Source organism: Pseudoduganella violaceinigra DSM 15887, assembly GCF_000425385.1.
Taxonomy (GTDB): Bacteria; Pseudomonadota; Gammaproteobacteria; order Burkholderiales; family Burkholderiaceae_D; genus Rugamonas; species Rugamonas violaceinigra.
In genome coordinates, this window is the sequence record NZ_KE384357.1 from 67,163 (window position 1) to 88,740 (window position 21,578).

A 21,578-nucleotide genomic window follows, 5' to 3' on the forward strand; every position below is an offset into this window, starting at 1 on the left:
CCCTTCAGTGCAGGGACGGCGAGCTATCAAATAACTAGGTTGACGGCTTTAGAACGGCACGGTGGCGTTGAACCAGGCCCGCACTGTCGACGACTTGCCGTCCGCGTCTTCGCCTTTGGTGCCCGGCGCCGGATTGCTGCCGAGCTTGCGCGCCACCTGCACCTGCAGGGCCGCGCCATTGACCGAGCGCCAGGTTGCACCGAGGCCGGCGCCTTTCAGCGTGTAGCTGTTGCCGGGGCCATTGGCCGCGAGCGCGCCGGCGTACAGGCCGTTGTTCAGGCGTACGTGGCCCACGTCGACAAAGGCGGCCAGGTCGGTGCGGACGGACGCCAGCTCGTAGTGCAGTTCGGAGGTGAGCACATGGCCCTCGTCGCCGCTGGCTTCCCCGGCGGGATAGGCGCGCACGCGGCCTGGACCGCCCAGCGAAAACTTCTCGCCGGACTCCAGGTTACGCGAGGCGAACTGGCCGGAGGCGTTCAGCAGCAGGCCGAAATTGCCGCCCAGGCGCTGGAAGCGTCCCAGCATATAGCCCAGGTGGGCGAAACGGCCTTCGGTACGGGCGCCGGCGGCATCGGCCGACGCCGAAGCGGGATTGCCGTCGAGCGCGAGATGGCCGAGGCTCAGTTCCAGGCTGGCCTGGGTCGAAGCGTCTTCCTGCTGGCGGCTGAATGTGAGCGCCAATGGCAGCACTTTCACATGCTTGTCGCTGGTCTGCGCGCCGTTGGCGAAATTCTCGTAGCGCTTGTCGTCAAAGCCGGTTCGCAGCTGGATATTGGTGCTGCGGGTGCGCAGCAAGGGATAGCTGGCAATCAGCTGGCCGACGTTGGCGGCACCGTGCGCGTGGAGCGTCTCGAATTCTTCGCCCAGCTTGTAGCGCAGGCGCGAGAAGGAAGCGCCGGCTTTCAGGCCGCCGCTGCCGACCGGTGCGATATAGGCCGCGCGGCCGTAGCGGAAGCCGTCGCCCGAGGTGGCGCCCAGCAGCGAGAGCTGGCCGCCCATGCCGCCCAGGTCGTTCAAGGCCACGCTGCCGGACAGGCGCGTGGCGCCGGTGAAGCGGTTGCTGGAATTGTCCAGGCTGACCGATCCGCTGGCCAGCGGACCTTCATTCAGCTGCACCGCCAGCTCGGACTCGCCCAGGCCCTGCCCTTTGCTCAACTCGGCGCGGGCGCCCATGCCGGGCAAATCCTGCGTCAGCAGCAGCGCGCGTTCGAGGCGGTCTTCCTGGACCGGCTGGCCGGCTGGCACCAGCGCATCAACGTAGCGCCGCGCGACATCGGCCTGCAGGCGCACTTTCGCGTCCGGCACCATGCCGATGCGGGAGATGCGGCCCTCCAGGACCTGGATCGTCACTTCGCCGTTACCGACGTCCTGCGCTGGCAGCATGGCGCTGGCCACGAAGTAGCCGGCGGAACGGTAGTAATTGGTGACGGCATTACAGGCCTGCTGCAGTTCGGCGAACGTCAGCTCGCGTCCTGTGTAAGGCGTCAGCACCTGCTCAACTTGCGCCGGAGCGAAGGCGCTCACGCCTTGCAGGACAAAGCGGCGCACCATTACTTTTTGCGCGCCTTCCAGCGCCACGCCAGGCACGGGCGCCGCGTCCGGCACCACTTTCGCGCTCGCTGCGGGCTGGAGCACCAGCGCCGGCAGGCGGTTCTGTTCGAGGATACGGCCGGCATCCGGCAGGGTTTGCGCCTGGGCCAAGGCGAAGGCTGGAGCGCCGAGGATGGCCAGGGCCAAGTTTTTTTTATTCATTTTCTGCACTTGCTAGTTCCTGCATCTAATCAGTTAGGGGCTTCGACGGAATTCACGCCACCGCCACGCACCATCACGCGGCTGCCGCCGCCAATCATGTATTCACGCGCTTCGCCAGTACCCTGGCGCTGGTTGGCGCCCTGGGCTTGCTGCGCGTCGCTCTGGGCACGCTGAAGCAAGCCGGCCATATTGACCTGCGCGACGGCGCCGTTCACAGGGGGAATCAGGGCCGGCATCGCGACCAGCGTGGCTTCGCCAGGGCCCAGTTGCGCCCACATATTGCCGCCTTGCCCCACGGTTCCCGGCTGCGCCGCCGGCACCGGATGCACGGTATTGCCGATCACGTTGTCAATTTGGGAGGCGGGACGGATGACGGTCATCACGCCATTGACATAGCGCACCGTGTAGTTGGCCAGGCTGTTGCCGTTGATGTCGATCGCGTAAGCGCCGACCGGCGACTCCAGATTGGCATTGGTACTGGCGTGCACGCCGTCCAGCAAGGCCGCCGTGTCGCCACTGGCAAGGCCGGTAACGGTCCAGGTCAAGCCGGGATTGTTGGCGCCGACGGCGCGCACCTTGTCGTCCGCCCTCACCACCAGCTGCGCAGCGGTGATGGTGCCAGTGGCCGTAGCGCTACTGCTGGAGAGCACGTAATTCGACGCCAGGCCGCTGCCGTCGGCCAGGCGGTAACCGCTGGCGATCACCTGCTTGCCGCTGCCGGCATTGCGGTTATCGAACTGCACGTTGACGGGGGCCAGCAGGTTCAAGGTGTCGCCGTTGACCATTCCGGACAGCGTGCCGATGTTCGTCAGGCTGGCACTGGTCGTGCCGTCGTAGGTCTTGCTTGCAGCTGCCGCGCCGCCGATCGATACCTGGCGGGCATTGATGCTGCCCTGCAGCGTCACATTCGACGGCAACACATAGTTCGACAGCGCCGTGCCGGCGTCCGCGCGCACGGCACCGCCTTGCAGCAGAGCGGTAACGCTATTGGCGCCTGCGACATTGGCGCTGTTGTATTGGCCTTGCAAAGTACCGACCGATGCGCCTTCTCCGCTGGCAAAGCCGGACAGGCCGACCTTACCGGCATCCACCATTGCCGACGTGCCGCCGTCATACATCTTGTTCAAGGCGCCGTTCATTACGGCGGTCAAGGCCTTTGGCGTGATCGACGCCAAGGTATTTGCCGTGCTGTTGCTGACCGAATAGTTGCCGGCATCCGTCCCGCTCAGGGCGATGCCGGACACCGAAACAGCCTTGCCCTGGCCCACGTTCTTGTCGGCGAAAGCGCCGTTGCCGCTGATCTGCAAGCTGTCGCCGGCAAGACGATCGTCGCCGAAGGTCACGCCCGCCCCCAGCAAGCCGTCATACACCTTGTCGATACCCGCCGCGCTCACGTGCAGCGCGCGCGGCGTAATGCTGGCGGTGGATTTGGCAATGATCGAAATGCTGTAGTTGCCCGCATCGGCACCGCCGACGCTGACGCCGGTCAGGGAGACCGCCTTGTTGGTACCGGCATTCTTATCGAGGAAGCTACCGGTGCCGCCGCCCAGCACCAGCTGGTCGGCGCCAATCCGGTCATCGCTGACCAGGGTCACCGAGGTCGACGTATTGCCGTCGTAGACCTTGTCGCTGGCGGCCACATTCACGGTCAATGCCCGGGGCGTGATGGCGCCGGTGCCGCTGGCTGTCGTGGACGACAGCTGGTAATTGCCGGCGTCCGAACCGCCAATGGAAATGCCGGAGACCGTCACGGTCTTGCCAGTACCCGCATTTTTATCGGAGAAGGTGCCGGAACCCGACAGAACCAGCGTATCGCCGGCGACGCGGTCATCGCCGAAGCTCAAGGTGGCGGCTTTACTGCCGTCGTACACCTTGCTAATGCCATCGGCCGTGACAGACAGCGTGCGCTTGGTGATATCGGCCGTCGTGCTCACGCTGCCGGAAACCAGGGCGTAATTGCCGGCATCGGCACCGCCGAGCGCGAGGCCGTTGGCGGTGACGGTCTTGCCGTTGCCGGCATTCTTATTCGCAAACGAAGCATTGCCGCTGACCGTCAGCAGGTCGCCGGCCAGGCGGTCGTCGGAATAGCTCACTGCCGCCGACGAACCACCGTCGTACACCTTGCTGGAAGCGCTTGCACCGACATTCAGCGCGCGCTGCGTGATGTTTGCGCTGGCAGTCGCGCTGGTGGAAGCCAGGACATAGTTGCCAGCATCCGTGCCGGACAGTGCAATCCCGCTCACCCCGATCGCCTTGCCATTGCCGACGTTCTTGTCGCCGAACGTGGCGCTGCCGTACGAATACGCCAGCGAGTCGCCGGAGACGCGGTCGTCGCCAAAATTCACGGTGGCGGTGGTGCTTCGGTCATACACCTTGTTGACGCCTGTCGCAGTCGTGTTCAACGTGCGCTGGCCGATATTTGCCGTGGCGCTGGCGGTATTGGACGTCAGCGTGTAGTTGCCGGCATCAGCGCCGCTGATCGCGATACCACTGACATTCACGGTCTTGCCGTTGCCCGCGTTTTTGTTCGAGAACGCGGCACTGCCGCTGACCGACAGCACGTCGCCACCCAGGCGGTTGTCGCCGAAGTTCACCCCGGCCATGGTGCCGCCGTCGTACACCCGATCGATGCCGGCGGCGGTCACCGTCAAGCTGCGCGCCGAGATATCGGCCGCGCCGGTGGCAGTGGTCGACGCCAGCGCGTAATTGCCCGCATCGGCGCCGCCAAGCGTGATGCCGCTAACGTTCACGACTTTTCCGCTACCGGCATTCTTGTTTGCGAAGCTGGCACTGGCGCTGGCCAGGGACAGGCTGTCGCCGCTCAGGCGGTCGTCAACCAGACCAACCGTGGCAGCCACGCTGCCGTCATAAGTCTTGTTGCCGCCGCTGGTGGTGACATTCAGTACACGCTGGGTAATATCGCCGCTTGCCGATGCGGTGTTGCCGGACAAGGCATAGTTGCCGGCATCGGCGCCCGTCAGCGCGATGCCGGTCACGGAAATTGCCTTGCCGGTAGCGGCGTTCTTGTCGCCGAAGGACGCGCTACCACTGATGCCGAAGATATCGCCCGCCAGGCGGTCATCGGCAAAGCTCACGGTGGCGCCATTCGATCCGTCATACACCTTATTGTTTCCGCTCGCCGTCACGGCCAGCGCGCGCGGTGTAATCGAAGCGGTACCGCTGGCGGTCGTCGAGGCCAGCGCGTAATTCCCGGCATCGGTGCCGGAAAGGGATAGCCCTGTTGCCGTCACGGTTTTGCCGTTGCCCGCATTCTTGTTGGCGAAGGCCGCGTTGCCGGAAACGCTCAGGACGTCGCCGTTGAGGCGGTCGTCGGAATAGCTGCCAGTTGCGGCCAAGGCACCGTCGTACACCTTGTCGGAGGCATTCAGTCCGACCGTCAGCTGGCGCGGCGTGATATTGGCGGTTGTCGACACAGATGCCGATGCCAGCGCGTAGTTGCCTGCATCCGCGCCGGAGAGGGACAGTCCGCTCACCGTCACGCTCTTGCCGTTGCCTGCGTTCCGGTTCGCGAACGCCGCACCTGCCTGGCCCACCGACAGAACATCGCCGCCCACGCGGTCGTCGCCCAGCGTCGCGCTGGCCGATACGCCGCCATCGTACACCTTGTTGGCGGCGCTGGCGCTCACGTTCAGGGTGCGCTGGCTGATGGTCGCCGTGGTACTGGCCGTGTTGGACGCCAGGCTGTAGTTGCCTGCATCGGCGCCGGAAACGGAGATGCCGCTCACGCTCACGACCTTGTTGTTGCCCGCATTCTTATCGCCAAAGGTGCTGGAAGAAGCGTTGACGGTCAACTGGTCGCCGCTCACGCGGTTGTCGCCCAGGGTGGCGCCGGCAGTGGTTACGCCGTCGTACACCTTATTGACGCCGGTGGCGGTCACAGTCAGCGATTTCGGCGTCACCGTCAGCGTGCCGCCGCTGGTGTAGTTGATTTTGTAGCCCTGCGCGTTGGCGAGGCTCCCTTTGCCCAGCGAGTAAGTCCCGACATTCTTGCTGAACCCCGTGGCGACAACCGACCCGATAAAGTTGTCTGTGTCGCCGTCGATGTAGCCGGAAACGTTGTAGACAGGTGTCGGCATGGAACCGGTGCCGTCATACACCTTGGACACGTTTTGCGCGCTGACATTCAGCGTCGGCGCCAGTTTGTACAGGAACCAGTTCCCGCTGCCCGCATAGCCAGGGGTCTGGCCGGCGGTATAAGATTGGTCGTAATGCTTGTTATAGCCGGTCACGTTTTCCACCGCATTCAGCGGCGAATCGGCGTACACATGGTAAAAGCCGGAGCCTGGCTGCAGTGCGCTGACGCCGGCATTATTGATAAATGTACCGCCGCCGCTGCCCGCTGCCGCGACCAGGACCGTCACCTGGCCGGGGCCGCCCGTACCGACCAGGCGGCCGCCGGAATTGATCACGACATCGCTGCCAGGAGACGTTCCCTGGTTGACGACAGTGACTTTTTTCCCGGAGACGGCACCTGCAATCGTGATATCGCCGCTGGCCTTCTGCGCCTGCCCCGCTCCGTTATCGATAGTCAGGTTGACATAGTCGGCGCTGATGGTCGTGCCGCCGGCAACGGCGATGGTCGCGTTGCCTGCATCGCGGTGGGCGCTCACCACACCGGCACCGGTGCCAGCGTTGGCCACCACGGTCAGCGTACCGCCCATGCTGATATTCGAATTGAGGTCAACGCTGCGCCCGGCCTGCAGCGTCAAGTTGCCCTTGCCGGCAGCGGCTATCGCGTTGGCTGCATTCCAGGTGATGTCGTTGTTCGCCTGGAGCGTAATGCTGGTGCCAGCGTTCAGCGCCGCCGCCAGCTTTTGCGCGTCCACCGAGGCGCTCACGCTGGCGCTCGGATAAGCCTGATCAAAGCTCAGGGACGAAGCATTCGGTGCCGGCAGCAGGCGGTAAAAGCCAATGCTGCCGGTCGCGGCCTCGCTGCCATCGAAGGAGTTGGAAAATGGCTGCGCTACGACCAGGCTATCGCCGGCGCCGTTCATGGCGATAGCAAAGCCAAAGTTACCGACATCGTCGAGATCAAGGCTGGCATTCACGCCCTGCGTGTAATCGCGGCCGATGACCGCGCTCTGGTTCATGGCGCCGAAGGTATTGGTGTGATCGAATACCCGCACCGCGCCAGGGCCCGTGGTCGAACTATTCAGGCCACCATTGCCCGGCGCACCGACCGCCAGCCGCGTGCCCGCGTCGTTCATCGCCAGCGAGGAGCCGAACAGCTCGCCGTCGTTCAGGCTGATATTCAGGCTCGAACCGCCCTGGCCAATGGTTCCCGCCAGCTGCCGGGTTCCGAACGGCGTGGTGTACAAATAAACCATGCCCTTGCCGCTATTTTCGCCGGGGGCGCCGACGGCAAGCTGGGAAGCATCGTCGCTGAGCGCAACCGCGGTGCCGAACTGCGCGTCGGACGTGGCGCCGCCGCCAATCGTGCTGGCAAGGCCGAAATTGCCGTTCGTTTTAGAAAACAGCGAAACCGTGTTTTCCATCAGCGCGCCCACGGCCAGCTTGTCGCCGGCACCATTCAGCGCCACGGACGAACCAAAGGCATTCCAGTTCGCCGAGTTGCTGCTGATCGTCTGATTCAGCGCCGCTGACGTGAAGCTACCGCCGGCGTCGAAACCAAAGACATACACCTTGCCCACCACCTGGTCGTTGCCGATGGCGCCCACCGCCAGCACGTCGCCGGTCTTGCTCAAGGCAACCGAGCTGCCGAACATGTCGGCGCCCGTCAGATGCGCCGAGATATCGACGTTCTTGCCGCCGGTGTAGCCGCGGCCGATGGTGCTCACCAACGCGCCGCCGCTGAAGGCCGAGTCGGTGAAGGTGAACAAGCGTACAGCGCCATAATTCGCGTCGTCCGCGCCTGTCGTACCGTCATCGTAGGGCGAGCCAACCGCCAGGCCCTTGCCGTCGGACGTCAGCGCTACGCTGTAGCCGAAGGCGTCGCCCGACTTCAGTCCCGCTACATCGCGGTTTTTGCCGCCGCTGAAACCCTTGCCGATGATGGCTTCATAAGTCCACTGATTGGGGAAGCTGCCGATCACGATGTTTTTCGGATCCAGCAACAGCCGGCCGCCGGCGCCGATGGCAAGGCGCTCCAGGCCCACATGCCGCAAGTCCTCGTGCGAAGAGATTTCCACCGCACCGCCGCTGACGGCGCCGGTAGCATCGACCGCGCCGAGCATGGTGGTTTGCTTCTGCGACCAGACGATGGCCGTTCCGCCCTTGCCCGCGGCGCCGCGCGCCGAGACGTCAAGCACGGTGCTGTCATTGATGAACGTGGCGTCGGCATTGGCGATGTTCGCCGTCGCGCCCCAGCGCGCGGTGAAGCGGTCCGCATCCGGCGCGTCCTCGCGCTGGGCCCCGCCCTGGAAAGCGCCGCCCACGCGCACCAGGCCGCCCTGGGTGGCGCCGGAGGCATTCGCGGTGGCACCAAGCAGGCGCACGTCGGCCCCGCTGATATCCACGCGGCCGCCCTGCCCGGTAATCCCGCGCGCATCATGGCGGCCGGAAGACAGCAGGCTGCCGCCTGCCTGCAGCGACATCGTACCGCCATCGGTGGGGCCGGCCACGCTGGCCGATGCCGCATTATTCTCCACCAGAGTGGCGCCGGAAACGAGCTTGATACTGCCGCCTTGCCCCGCACTGCCCGCAGCGGAAAGCGCCGAGGCCACCGACAGGTCGCCGCCAGCCTTGACATCGATGCTGCCGCCGCGCAGGCCATCGGCACGCAACGCGCCATCCAGAGAGACGAAGCCGCCTTGCACTGTCACGCTGCCGCCCTGGCCTGTGGACGAGGATGCGTCCAGCTGGCCCGCCTGTACCTGGCCATCGCCGACCAGGCGGATCGCGCCGCCATCGGACACGAGACCGCGCGCCTGCACCACGCCGGCATTGTTCACGGTGGAACGCGCCAGCGCATCGGCCGCCTTCGCGCTCAGCAGCACCTGGCCGCCGTCGGCCTGCAGCAGGCCCTTGTTCTCGGCCAGCGCGTCGAGCGCGCCCTGCTCCACGCGGACGGTAATCAGGCCGTCGCCGCGGAAATCCAGACCCACGGCATTGCCCGCCGCCAGCGCCACGCTGCCGCCCTGTGCCGTGATGCTGCCGCTGTTGGACACCGCCGGCGCCAGCAGCGCTACCACGCCGCCGCCGGCGTTGATGCTGCCCTCGTTGCGCACAGCGCCGGTTCCCTTGCCGCTGAAGCTATAACTGCCGGACAGGAAGGACTGGTCGGAAATGCCAAGACTGGAAGCCACCAGGCCGCCCACGTTCACCTGAGCGCCGGCGCCGAACAGAACGCCCTGCGGGTTGACCAGGAACACCTTGCCATTGGAAGACAGCTTGCCGAAGATTGCACTGGCCTCGCCGTCCACCACGCGGTTCAGCGCCACCGCCGAGGCGTTGGGCTGGTTGAAGCGAACCTGCGCATCGGCGCCGATATTGAAGCCCTGCCAGTTCATGATCGCCTGCTGCGTGGCCTGGCTGACCGTCATGCTGTTGCCCTGCACATTCACGCCGGCCTGTCCCGCCACCAGCTGCATGCCGGTCGGCAGCGCGTTCGGCGGCGGCGCCCCGGCGGCGGATGCTCCCGCCATGGCCAGGCTGCCCGCCAGCACGGCGGCGGCACGGCGGGCGGCGCCCTTGCCATGGCTGCGCGTGCCTTCGGCCACGGCGACCCAGCAGCGGTGCACCGTGCTCCAGACAAGACGGTAAAAACGGTTGGCGGAGGCGTGTTTGTGCATTGAGTTTCCTTAAACGTGCAGGTTGAAGTCGGCGCGCAGCGTCATGCGGGCGCCCTGGCGGGCCGCCGGCTGCAGGAACACCAGCTGGCGCCCCGTCGCTTCATTTTCGATTTCGTAAGTGCCGGCCTTGATGGCAGGCGTTGCGGCGGCAGAGAACACCACGGTAAATTGCAGTTGTTCGGCGCCCTCTGGCGCCAGCTTTGCCGCTTCGACCGCTTCCAGCCGGATTTCCAGCGCGCGGTACTCCGGATGGTTCAGCCAGAAAGCCTGGCCCAGCAGGCCTTCCGCCGCTGCACGGTTCCAGCCAAAGGCGTTGCCGCTCGCCTGCGCGCGCACCGCCGGCGCTGCCAGCCCCAGACCCGCTACCAGAAGCGAACCGCCACCCGCTTTCAGCAAGGTGCGTCGCGATGTCACTCGATCATTCATTTGTCGTTCTCCCATTCCATGGCCCGGTACATGCCGGACACCCCGTTTTCTTTGAAGCCCAGGCGGCGATACAGCGCCTCGGCCGGATTATTCAGTGCTACATGCAGGCGCAGCGGCAAGCCGGCGCCCGCCGCCTCGCGCTGCAGGCCGCGCAACAGCGCGCTGCCGATGCCTCGCCCGCAAAACTGCGGCAGCAGCGCGATGTCGACCAGCGTCAGCGCATGCCCATCGCGCGCCACCAGCTGCCGCCCGGCCGCCACGCCGTCGACTTCGACGACGTCGCAACGGGCGCCGGGAAAGTCCCGCAGGTAGGACTGCCGCTGCGCAGTGAACTGCATGTCGAGCAAGGGACGCAGCATGGCCTCCGCCATGCCGGCCAGTCCCAATTCCCGCGTGCGCACCTGGTCGAACAAGGCGCGCAGGAAGGCGCCGTCCGCCCCGGTTTCGGCGCGCAATACGGCCTTCATCAGCCGCGCGGCGGGAATACGCCCTGCAGCGCGATGCAGAACAACAGCCCCAGGTAAGGCTGGCGGTTGTTGTGCGGCAGGCTGTCGCCGGCGACCGCCAGCACATCCGGGCGCATCATCTGCGTCGTCGCCACGGATTTGCTGAACGCCTGGTTGGTCTGGCTGTTCTTGGCAAAGCCGCTGGACGGGCCGGGCACCAGCTGGTCGGCGCCCACCGTGGTCGCCTGCAACTGGTGGCTATGCAGCGGCATTTCGTTCTCGATCAGCGTGACGCGGTCGGCGCCGCCGGCCTCGCCCAGCTGGCGCGGCGATAAGCCCTGCCCTTCGCCCGCCTGCAGCGGCGTACGGCCGTTCAGGTTGGGCAAGGCGAAGGTGCTCTTGCCATCGCCGCCGTACATCGTGCCCAACAGGGAGAACAGCGCCGTGTTCTGCGAGATTGGCAGCAGCTGCCCATCGCAGGCGGCCCAGCCCTGCGGAATGACGGTGTTGGCGAACATGCGGATTTCCGCTACGAATGGTGAACTCATCGAATACTCCTCAGTTCTGGCTCGGGAACACGCCGTACAGCGAAATGATGAAATTGACGCCGAGGTAAGGCGCCATATTCTCGTGCGGCAGCGACGCGCCGGCAGCGCTGATGACATTGCTGGCCATCGGCTGCACCGCGTTATTGCTCTTGCCGTAGACGGCGGTGCCCGCGCTGACCGTCGCGGCGGGGAAGCCGGTCAGGTTGCTGAAGGCGCTGCTGCCGCGTTCCGTGCTGGCCCAGATCGCGTGGCTGTGGTTGGGGATCTGCTGCGTCGTCAAGGTCACGCTTTCGACGCCGGCTTTCTCGCCGATCGAGAACGTGCGCCCCCCCAGGGTGCCCATATGGACGGGAACCCGGCCCTGCAGGTCCGGCAGCGCGAACGTGCTCTGGCCGTCGCCGCCATAGGTGGTGCCGATCAGGTTGAACAGGGTTTCATACTCAGAAATCGGCAGCAGCTGGCCATTGCAGATGGCCCAGCCGGCCGGCGCGAAATTGCCGCCAAACAGGCGGATTTCACCAACATAAGGTTGCGACATGGACGGCTCCGATCAATTTTGGGAAGGGAAGATACCCTGCAGCGCGATGACGAAATTCAGCGTCAGGTAGGGCTGCATGTTCTCGTGCGGCTGCGAACCGCCAGTGCTGGACACCTGGTTAGCCACCAGGCTGGTGTTCGGCGTGCCGTTGAAGGCGTCGGCGCTCAGGCGGCCTTTGCGCGCCAGCAGCGCACCGTTGGGGTCGCCGCTGCTCGCCAGCGCCGTGCTGGCCAGCAGGCGGTGGGTGTGGCCGGGCATTTCCGCCACATTCAAGGTGTGCGCGAACTCGCCGCCTGCCTGGCCCTGGGTGATGCCGTCGCCGATATGCACCGGCGTGCGGCCGCGCAGGTCCGGCAGCGCGAACGTGACCCGGCCATCGCCGCCGTACGAGGTCCCCATCAGCGAGAACAGGGCCTGGTTCTGGTTGATCGGCAATAACTGCCCATTGCACAGCGCCCAGCCTTTGGGCGGAAAGTTAAACGAGACGAGTTTGATCTCGCCCAAATATGGGTCGGCCATAGGGGCTCCTGGTGGTTTAATTGTTAAATACTGCGTGGTACTGCACACCGGCGCCATTGCGGCCGAGCGGCACGATGAAGATCGCCAGCGCGGCATCGCCGCTTCGTTCCAGCACGACGGTCTGCTGCTCCAGCGCGGGCGTGGCGGGGCCCTGGAAGGTCAGCGCAAAGGCTTGCGGATTGGCGCTTGCCGCGACCTCGGCAAGAACGAGTCCGAGCGGGCAGCCAGCGATGGAAAATTCGGCCCCGAGGCGGGCCTGGAAGTAGCTCACATCTGTTGACAAAGCAATCCTGCAATTCTTCTAACGTTGAAAAATTTCACATTGTACGATGAAATTTACTTAATCCAAATTACGGATTTGCAATAAACATTAGAAATTTCACAGTTTCCTCTATGAAAAACGATATTTTCTATGGCTCGGCTACAACATGAATTTCAAATAGTTAAACGCAAGTCAAGGCAAAGTTTATACTTGCCTTGATGCATACAGCCCCCATACGGTGTCATCCGTCATGTTCCGCGCGCTCCTGACCGCCTGCCTCGCCGTAATGCTTGCCATACCGGCCATGTGCGCGTTTGCCGGCCCGACGGTCGTCATCGGGGCGGAAGACGACTGGGCGCCCTACTCGTCGGCCCAGAAGCAGGAAGCGCTCGGCTTTGCCGTCGACGTGGTGCGCGAAGCCTATGCCCGGGCCGGCGTCGAGGTGCAATTCAAAGCGCTGCCCTACTCGCGCTGCATGGCCGACACCCGGGCGGGCCGCCTGACGGCCTGCTTCGATGCCGTGCCTAACAGCCTGGTCGCCCCCCACTACCTGTGGCCCCGCTTGCCGCTCTTCTCCACCCGCATGAATATTTACGCCCGCGCCGGATCGCGCGCGCATGGTTTGCGCACCAAAGACCTGGAAGGCCATACGGTCGGCGTCCAGCGCGACTACGAGTACGGGGAGGAATTCGACGTCAATACGCGCATCCAGCGCCTTGTCGTGGACAAGAACGAATACGGCTTCCGCATGCTGATGGCCGGCCGCATCGAATACATGGCGGCGGAAGAGCGCATCGCCAACGCCCTGTTCCGCAGCAAGGCGCAGGAATTCGCCGGCCGCTTCGAGCTGGTCGGCACAGTCGCCACGCCCGACCTCTTCATCGCCTTCAGCAAGGTGGCGCCCGACAGCGCGGCGATGCTGGCGCGCTTCAACGAAGGCTACGCAAAGCTGCGCCACTCGCCGCGCTACAGGGAAATCGAGGAGCGCTGGTTCAAATGACACGCTCGATCGCCGCGCGCCTGCTGCGCATCATCTTCGGCTGCTATTTTCTTGTCACGGCGCTGGTCACCGCGGTCCAGCTGACCGCCGAATACAAGCACACGCGCACCCGCGTCGAAAGCGAAATCGAAGCGATGCAGCACACCTTCGGTCCCGGCATCGCGGACGCCATGTGGCGCTTCAACGACGACATCATGCGCGGCATCCTGACCGGCATGAAAGAGCTCCCCATCGTGGTCGGCATCAAGGTGGTCGACGACCAGGGCAAGCTGGTGCGGGCTGTCGGCACGGTGCTGGACGAACACGGCAAGCATATGCAGGCACAGGACAACGGCCGCCTGGCGCCGCCGCACGGCGACGACGGCCTGTTCGGCGAAATCTTCAGCCGTCAATTCCCCATTACCTACAAGATGGAAAACGGCAGCATGCAGGAAATCGGCAAGTGGACCGTGTATTCCAACCGGCGCATCGTGGTCAACCAGGTGCAGTACGGCTTCTTCCTGATCCTGGTGAACTCGGTCATCAAGACCCTGGCGCTATGGTTCATCTTCGTGCTGGTGGTGCGGCATTGGCTGGGCGAGCCGCTGCAGCAATTGAGCGACTATGTGGGCCACCTGAACATCGGCAACCTGGGCAGCTCGCCACTGAAGCTGCAGCGGGCCGGCAACACGGAACTCGACCTGCTGGCCAACAAAATCAACGAAATGCGGGAAAACATCCTGGCCGGCCTGTCGGAAAAGGCCATCCTGTATGAAGAGCTGGCGGTACTCAACGAATCGCTGGAACGGCGCGTGGCCGAGCGCACGGAAGCGGCGCGCCACGCGCAGGATGAACTGGCGCGCAGCGAGCGCCTGGCGGCCCTGGGCTCGATGGTGGCGGGCGTTGCGCACGAACTCAATACGCCGATCGGCAACAGCCTGGTGGCTGCCAGCACGCTGCACGACAAGGTGCGCGCCCTGGCCGAGACCTTCGAAGGCGGCATGCGGCGCTCCGACATGCGCAAGTTCCTCGACGACGCCGAGGGCATCGGCGAACTGCTGACCCGCAATATCGAGCGCGCGGCCGGCCTGGTCTCCAGCTTCAAGCAGGTCGCCGTCGACCGCACCACCTCCAAGCGGCGCAAATTCGACCTGGGCGCGGTGATCCAGGAAAATATGGACACCATGGCCCCCGAGCTGCGCAAAACGCCGTACCAGGTGACGGTGAACGTGGCCTCGCTGGTTGCCATGGACAGCTATCCGGGCCCCTTGGGTCAAGTGCTGGCAGCCCTGGTTAACAACGCCATCCTGCATGGCTTCCACCAGCGCGCGCACGGCCGCATCGACATCACGGTGCCGGTGCCCACCGGCGAGCAGGCCGACATCATCATCCGCGACGACGGCGCCGGCATCGCCTCCGGCAACCTCAATCGTATCTTCGATCCCTTCTTCACCACCCGCATGAGCGAAGGCCGCTCAGGCCTGGGCCTGAACATCGTGCACAACATCGTCACCACCATCCTGGGCGGCAAGATCCATGTCGACAGCGCCCTGGGCGCAGGCACCACCTTTCGCATCACCATCCCGCTCGACGCGCCGATGCACCACGAAGAGCCGATTATTCCGAAGCCTTGAGCAGGACCGGCACTTCCTTGAAAGCGGGCGTGAGCGAGCCGCGTGCCACCAGCTGCGGGGAAATCAGGGGCGTCAGCTCGGGGAAATAACCGAACACGTCGCCATCGGGCACGTCGTACTGCACCAGCTGGTAGCCGCTGCATTGGCGCGCAATGCCGTCCGGCGATGCCGCATGGACGTCGACCTTTTGGCCGTCGCTCAAGCCCAGGCGCGCCATGGTAGCGGCGGAAATGAACAACACCTTGCGCGTATGGTGCACGCCGCGGTAGCGGTCCACTTCGCCGGTGGTGTCGCGGTAAACGGTGGTGTTGTACTGGCGGTGGGCACGCACGGTGGCCAGGCACAGCACAGCATCGCCGAAAGCGGCGCGGGCGCGGCCCATGATGGTGTCCCGCGGCAGGGCAATGGCGGTGAACTGCGCCTTGCCGCTGGCAGTCTTCCACTCGCGCAGGCGGGCGCTGTTCGGCAAATGGAAACCGCGCGGCTGCGTAATGCGCTCGTTGTATTGCTCAAAACCGGCCACCGCGGTCTGCGCCACCTTCTCGATCAATTCACGCGTCACCGCGTAATCGCTGCCCATGGCCTGCCATGGAAGCTGCGACTCGCCCAGCGTATGGCGCGCCAGCTCGGTCACGATATGCGGTTCGGAGCGCAGCTTGGCGCTGGCTGGATCGCCGCGCCCGGCGGAAGCGTGCACCATGCTCGCCGTATCCTCGACGCTGACAAACTGGCGGCCGCCGGCCTGCTCATCGCGCTCGGTGCGGCTCAGGCAAGGCAGCAGCAGGCCGACACGGCCCGGATGCAAGTGGGTGCGATTCAGCTTGGTGGCAATATGCACGGTCAGCTGCAAGCCCTCCATCGCCGCCAGCACGCGCGGGGAATCCGGACCGGCCACGGCGAAATTGCCGCCCAGGCCGAGGAAGGCATGCACCGAACCGTCGATGATGCCGTTGATGGCCGCCACCGCATCCAGCCCATGCTGCGCCGGCGGCTTGAAGCCGAACACACGTTCCAGGCCTTCCAGCCACTCCTTCTTCGGGCGGTTGGTCACACCCACCGTGCGGTCGCCCTGCACATTCGAATGGCCGCGCACTGGCATCAGGCCGGCGCCGGGCCGGCCCACGTTGCCGCGCAAGAGCATGAGATTGACCAGCATCTGAATCGTCTCGATCGCATACTCGTGCTGGGTCAGCCCCATGCACCAGGTAGCGATGGTGGCCTTGGACGCCATATACATCGCCGCCGCCTTCTCAATCTGCGCGCGCGGCAGGCCGCTATCGAGTTCGATGCGCTGCCAATCCTGCGCCCGCACGGTCGCGGCGAAATCCTCGAAACCGCTGGTATGGCGCGCGATGAAATCGCGGTCCAGCACCTTGCCGCCCGCATCCTCCGCCTCCAGCACCGCCTTGCAGATGCCGGTGATAGCGGCCAGGTCGCCGCCCACGCGCACCTGGAAGTACTCGCTGGCGATACGAGTACCGCGTCCGGTCAGCGTCTCAAGCGGCGACTGCGGATCGGCAAAGCCGCGCAAACCCGGCTCCAGCATCGGATTGAAGGCCGCGATGCGGCAACCGCGCAGCGACGCCTCGCGCAGATCGCCCAGCATACGCGGATGGTTGGTGGCCGGATTCTGGCCGAACACGAAGATGGCATCGGCGTGCTCGAAATCCTCGCGCGTGATGGTGGCCTTGCCCACACCCAGGGTAGTACCGAGCGCCATGCCCGACGACTCATGGCAATAGTTCGACGAATCGGGCATATTATTGGTGCCGAAAGCGCGCGCGAACAGCTGGTAAGGGAACGCCGCCTCATTGCTGCTGCGGCCGGACGCGTAGAACACCGCGCGGCTGGGCGCATCGAGCGCGCGCAAAGCGCCAGCGGCAAGCTTGAACGCCTCATCCCACCCGATCTCGCGGTAGGTATCGCTGGCGCGGTCATACAGCATGGGAGCGGTCAAGCGGCCGAAGCCCTCCAACTCCCACTCCGCGCGCGTGCGCAAGCTTGCCAGCGTGTGCCCGGCGAAAAAGTCCGGGGACGCGCGCAGGCGCGTGGTCTCATGCGCAATAGCCCAAGCGCCCTGCTCGCAGAAATCGACCGACTTGTCCTTGGGCGAATCCGGATAAGCGCAACCAGGGCAATCCACTCCGCCCGGCTGGTTCAGCTGCGGCAGGACTTTCAACGCCGGCAACACGCTATTGCTGCGCAAAGCCTTGGTGGTGCCGTTCAGCGAACCGAGGCCGCCGGCGGGTTTGTCATAGAAACGAATAGGATGCTGCACGGGGATCTCCGGCCAAACTGGTGAGGCGGCGATGTTAACATAAAGCCGGGGTCAGGTCTGTCATTTGGACAGCCAGAGCGCACTTTTGACAAATATCAAAACGGAGCAAATAGCATCCATCGGCATTCGCCTCGTTTGCTATTTTGGGTGCGTATTGAGGTTTATCAAAAGTCGTCTTCGCGTGTCCGAATGACAGACCTGACCCCGACTGTTGGAGTTGCTGCTTAACAACGACCGATGTGCGGCGGTAGCAGCTGTCCCGGTGTTGCTTTATACTTCGCCTGCGCCTCACCCCTGCGCGAACTTCCCCAAGGCCAAACCCTCGCCTGCATTCTCCCTCTCAGGAGATGGTTGTGCGCCAGATTCCCAGACTCCAGACGTTCAAGTTCAAGATTTCAGCCCTGCTGGTGCTGATGGTCATGTGCGCCACCATCCTGGTCGGCGGCGCGTCGTTGCTGGTCGCCGAACAGGAGATGCGCAAGGTCATCGGCGCGCAGGAAATGTCGATGCTGTCCAGTGCTGCGGCCTATCTGGACCGCGACCTCGCTTCCAAACAACTAGTCTTGCGCGTGCTATCCGAAAGCTTGCAGTCGGAGCCCATCCCGCATGACAAGATCCAGTCCCAGCTCGAAGTGCGCGTGGCGCTGCGCGACGAATTCTTCAACGTGACCGCCTATTCCCGGGACGGCGAACTGATCGCCAACCTGGAAGACCGGCGCATGCTCGGCAAGCTCAATAGCAAGACCCGCCAGTATTTCCGCGATACGCTGGCCGCCCGGGAAGGCATCGTCTCGGCGCCGTTCCGCAGCGTGCTGTCGGGCCGCCCTGTGGTCGCGATCACCCAGCCGGTGCTGGACCGCGCCGGGAGGATCGATTACATCCTGGTCGGCACCATCGACCTGCAGCGTCCCGCCTTCGCCGGCCAGCTCAATGCCCTGCGCGGCAAGGCGGAAGGCTATCTGTTCATCGTGACCGCCGACGGCACCACGCTGTATCACCCGGATCCTGCGCGCGTATTGACCCAGGCGGCCGGCCCGGGGACGCTGGTGCGGTCCGTCCTCTCCGAACCCGAGGGCTGGCGCGACGACGCCAGCGACGATGGCAAGCCTGTGCTCTTGGCGCATAAACGCCTGCACAATGCCGATTGGACGCTGGCGGTGTCCTTCCCCATCCACGACGTCTTCGCCGCCATGGCCAGCCTGCGCTGGCGCGCCCTGGTGGCCGCCTCCGTGGTGGCGCTGGCGGCTGGCCTGTTGGCTTGGTTGCTGATGCGCGCCATGCTCGCGCCGCTGTACCGGATGTATGGCCAGGTGCGCGCCCTTGGCGGCGACCAGCACGATATCGAACAGTTCAACAGTAAGCGGGGCGACGAGTTCGGCCACCTGAGCCGCGCCTTTTACCAGGTCGCGCGCCAGCAGCAGATGGCCGAACGCAATCTGCAGCGCCTGGCCACCACCGATCCGCTGACCGGGGCCCACAACCGCCGCATGTTCGACGAGTTCTTCCCGCAGGCGCTGAAGCGCGCGGTCCGCGCCGGCCAGCAAATCGGTCTGGCGGTGCTCGACATCGATTACTTCAAGGGCATCAACGATAATTTCGGCCACCAGGCGGGCGATGCCGTGCTGATCCAGTTTGCCGACCGCCTGCGCGACGCCGTGCGCAGCACCGATACCGTGGCGCGCATCGCGGGCGATGAATTCGTCATCGTGTTCGAGCACCTCGAGACCGGCCATGACATCAACCTGCTGGGCGAGAAGATCGTCGCGGCCATGCAGGCCCCGTTCGCGGTAGGCGGCAGGCCGTTGAACGTTACCGCCAGCATCGGCATCGCCCTGACGACTGAGCTGCCGGCCGATGTCGACAAGGTGATGCTGGCCGCCGACCAGGCGCTCTACTGCGTCAAGGCGGCCGGCCGCAACGGCTTTGCGGTGAACACGGTGGGCGCCGAACGCATCCTGTCGGTCCGCGACTTCGGCGCCCCTTCCAAGACGGAGAAGGACAAGAAGACCTGGCCCTCGGCCCGGCTTTAATGGCGGGCCGGCACGCCCGCCGCCCTGACCTGGGACTGCACCATGCCGGCCATATTGCGGCATTCGCTGGCGCAGCGGCGGCAGGCGATGGCGCAATCCTTGCAATGTTCGTGGGCGTGCTGTCCGCATTCGTCGGCGCAGGCCTCGCAAATCTCGGCGCAGGCTTCGCACAGGCGGGACGCGAGCTTGCTGCCGCGCTGCATCAGGCCGACGCAGGCGCGGCAGACTTGGGCGCAGTCAGTGTCGATGGCGATACAGTGGGCCAGGCTGGCCACGTCCGGCTCCTGCAGGCAGGTGGCGGCGCAATGGTCGCAGGCAGCGGCGCAATCGTTGCAGGCTTCGATGCAGGTCTGGTACTGTTGCTGGCGCATGGCGGCCTCCTTTCGGAAAGCGCCAGACTAGCACCGCCACATAATCAGGCTCGCACGCTTACCCGCGCAGGGCCAGCGCCCGTCCCGGCTCGCCTTGGGCCAAGCGGAATTCGCCGACCAGGTCGACCAGCGTTGCGGCCTGCTGCTGCAGGCTTTCCGCCGCGGCGGCGGCCTGTTCGACCAGGGCTGCATTTTGCTGGGTTACGCTGTCCATCTGGCTGATCGCCTGGTTGACCTGGCCGATGCCGTTGCTCTGCTCACCGCTGGCCGCGCTGATTTCGCTGACGACGTCGGTCACGCGCCGCACGCTGGCCACCACTTCTTCCATCGTGTTGCCGGCCTGCGCCACCAGCGCGCTGCCCGCTTCCACCTGGTCGACCGAATTGCCGATCAGCTCCTTGATTTCCCGGGCTGCCGCGGCGCTGCGCTGGGCCAGATTGCGCACTTCGCTGGCCACGACGGCGAAGCCGCGTCCCTGCTCTCCGGCCCGCGCCGCTTCGACCGCTGCGTTCAGCGCCAGGATATTGGTCTGGAAGGCGATGCCGTCGATCACCGAAATGATGTCGACCACCTTGCGCGAGGAATCATTGATCGAGGCCATGGTGTCCACCACCTGCGCCACGACTTCGCCGCCGCGCGTCGCCACCTCCGAAGCGCGCGCCGCCAGCTGGTTGGCCTGGCGCGCATTGTCGGCGTTCTGCTTGACGGTGCTGGTCAACTGCTCCATGGTGGCGGCGGTTTCCTCCAGCGCGCTGGCCTGCTGCTCGGTACGCGCGGAAAGGTCGGCGTTGCCCTGCCGGATTTCGGTGCTGGCCGTGGCGACGCTATCGGACGATTCGCGCACGCGCGCCAGGACGGAATGGATCTTGGCGACAAAGGCATTGAAGCCGGTGCCGATCACTGCCAGCTCGTCGTTGCCGCGCACTTCCAGCCGCGCACTCAGGTCGGCGTTGCCGCTGGCCAGGCCGGACATGGCGCTGCCCAGTTCACGCAGGGGCTGGGTCAGGCGGAACAGGACGGCGACCAGAATCATCCCGGCCGCCACCGCGCACAGCAAAGACACCAGCAAGGTGTACATTAGCAGTTCGCGCGCCGACGCCGTGGCCACCGCGCGCGGGAAGCTCATTTTCACCGCCCACGGTGCGATATCGGGATGCAGTACCATCGGCTGGATCAGGTGCGCCACGCCCTGCTTATCCTCATATTCATAGACCTTGCCCTTGCTGATGCTGTCCAGGCCCTCTTTCGGGATATCGGCGGCAGGCTTGCCCACCAGGGCTTCCGTCGGATTGCTGGCGTACAGTCCCCCATTCGACACCAGCGACAGGCGGCCGCCTTCGATCGATTTCATGTCCTTGAGGATCTCGCCCAGCCGCGTCAGCATGAAGTCCGCGCTGGCGGTTCCCTTGAATTTGCCGTCGATCATGATCGGCGCAACCAGGGATGCCATCAGCACGTCCTTGCCGTTGACGGGATAGGAATAAGGCTCGGTGAAGAACACCTTGCCGGTACGCTTGGGAATGTCATACCAGTCGTTCGCGCCGGGCTTCGGGTCGAAGACGATGGGCTCGACATTGATGCCGCCGCCGGGTGCCCGCGTGTAGTACGGCATATAACGCCCGGTGGCGTCGAATTCCGGCTTCTTGTCGGCGAAGTCGGCATCCTTCGCGTCCAGCGCATTCGGCTCCCAGGTGACCGCCGCCCCGACCAGGTCATCGGAACTGAGCAAGGCGGACTTGGTAATTTCGCCGGTCTGCTCGCGCGACAATGCAACGTTTGCGCCGCGCGTGGCGCGCTGGCTCGCCCCGAGCTGGATGATGGTCGCCAGGTTGCGCCCGATACGCGACTGCAGCGCCGAGGCCGCGGCCCCGGCCTGCGTGCGCGCCAGATTCATCGCGTCCTGCTCCGCGGTACGGCTGCTCTTGTATCCGGTCACCGCCGCCGTGACAGCCAGGCTGACGACAACCAGCAGCGTTGCTGCAACGCAGATCTTCGCATTCAGCGACAATTTCGACAACATACA

General features: G+C 65.0%; 14 protein-coding genes. 3 read left to right on the plus strand and 11 right to left on the minus strand.

The genetic code is table 11. The annotated features are described in order from the left end of the window. Positions 1-48 precede the first annotated feature (48 nt). Genes H597_RS0119840 through H597_RS31710 form a run of 8 tightly spaced genes read right to left on the minus strand, consistent with a single transcriptional unit; the run spans position 49 to position 12,272 of the window. Complete coding sequence (locus H597_RS0119840) at positions 49-1,752, minus strand: ShlB/FhaC/HecB family hemolysin secretion/activation protein (protein ID WP_028103665.1); 1,704 nt, start codon at positions 1,750-1,752, stop codon at positions 49-51. Between the two features lie 29 nt (positions 1,753-1,781). Further along, the gene (locus H597_RS0119845) at positions 1,782-9,524 is read right to left on the minus strand and encodes a YDG domain-containing protein (protein WP_028103666.1); all 7,743 of its coding nucleotides are present in this window, start codon (positions 9,522-9,524) and stop codon (positions 1,782-1,784) included. 9 nt (positions 9,525-9,533) lie between these two features. Continuing rightward, a complete protein-coding gene (locus H597_RS0119850) occupies positions 9,534-9,938 on the minus strand; it encodes a DUF6916 family protein (protein ID WP_154668183.1) in 405 nt (134 codons plus the stop codon). Between the two features lie 8 nt (positions 9,939-9,946). Beyond that, entirely contained in the window at positions 9,947-10,417 is a 471-nt protein-coding gene (locus H597_RS31705) for a GNAT family N-acetyltransferase (protein ID WP_051293947.1), read from the minus strand. Next, positions 10,417-10,944 (minus strand): phage tail protein, encoded by a 528-nt coding sequence (locus H597_RS0119860; protein WP_028103668.1) that lies wholly within the window; start codon positions 10,942-10,944, stop codon positions 10,417-10,419. Before H597_RS0119860 ends, H597_RS31705 begins: the two co-directional genes overlap by 1 nt. Positions 10,945-10,954: 10 nt before the next feature. Continuing rightward, the gene (locus tag H597_RS0119865) at positions 10,955-11,482 is read right to left on the minus strand and encodes a phage tail protein (RefSeq protein WP_028103669.1); all 528 of its coding nucleotides are present in this window, start codon (positions 11,480-11,482) and stop codon (positions 10,955-10,957) included. A 12-nt stretch (positions 11,483-11,494) separates the two neighbouring features. Next, positions 11,495-12,001, minus strand: coding sequence for a phage tail protein (locus tag H597_RS0119870; RefSeq protein ID WP_028103670.1), 507 nt, complete (start codon positions 11,999-12,001; stop codon positions 11,495-11,497). 16 nt (positions 12,002-12,017) lie between these two features. Next, positions 12,018-12,272, minus strand: a complete 255-nt coding sequence (locus H597_RS31710; protein WP_051293948.1) for a DUF6916 family protein — start codon at positions 12,270-12,272, stop codon at positions 12,018-12,020. 241 nt (positions 12,273-12,513) lie between these two features. Between H597_RS31710 and H597_RS0119880 the strand changes: the two genes are divergently transcribed. Both H597_RS0119880 and H597_RS33445 read left to right on the plus strand, forming a co-directional pair. Continuing rightward, the gene (locus H597_RS0119880; protein WP_229632217.1) at positions 12,514-13,263 is read left to right on the plus strand and encodes a substrate-binding periplasmic protein; all 750 of its coding nucleotides are present in this window, start codon (positions 12,514-12,516) and stop codon (positions 13,261-13,263) included. Beyond that, the gene (locus H597_RS33445) at positions 13,260-14,876 is read left to right on the plus strand and encodes a sensor histidine kinase (protein ID WP_051293949.1); all 1,617 of its coding nucleotides are present in this window, start codon (positions 13,260-13,262) and stop codon (positions 14,874-14,876) included. Before H597_RS0119880 ends, H597_RS33445 begins: the two co-directional genes overlap by 4 nt. Here the strand turns inward: H597_RS33445 and H597_RS0119890 are convergent. After that, on the minus strand, positions 14,860-17,154 hold the full coding sequence (locus H597_RS0119890; protein WP_028103672.1) for an FdhF/YdeP family oxidoreductase: 2,295 nt from the start codon (positions 17,152-17,154) through the stop codon (positions 14,860-14,862). The two genes, H597_RS33445 and H597_RS0119890, sit on opposite strands and share 17 nt — an antisense overlap. A 353-nt stretch (positions 17,155-17,507) precedes the next feature. Here H597_RS0119890 and H597_RS31720 point away from each other — a divergent pair, with 353 nt between their 5' ends. After that, complete coding sequence (locus H597_RS31720; RefSeq protein WP_229632218.1) at positions 17,508-19,184, plus strand: sensor domain-containing diguanylate cyclase; 1,677 nt, start codon at positions 17,508-17,510, stop codon at positions 19,182-19,184. Here the strand turns inward: H597_RS31720 and H597_RS0119900 are convergent. Further along, on the minus strand, positions 19,181-19,555 hold the full coding sequence (locus tag H597_RS0119900) for a four-helix bundle copper-binding protein (RefSeq protein ID WP_028103673.1): 375 nt from the start codon (positions 19,553-19,555) through the stop codon (positions 19,181-19,183). The two genes, H597_RS31720 and H597_RS0119900, sit on opposite strands and share 4 nt — an antisense overlap. A gap of 58 nt (positions 19,556-19,613) precedes the next feature. Next, positions 19,614-21,575, minus strand: a complete 1,962-nt coding sequence (locus tag H597_RS0119905) for a methyl-accepting chemotaxis protein (protein ID WP_028103674.1) — start codon at positions 21,573-21,575, stop codon at positions 19,614-19,616. Positions 21,576-21,578 lie beyond the last annotated feature (3 nt).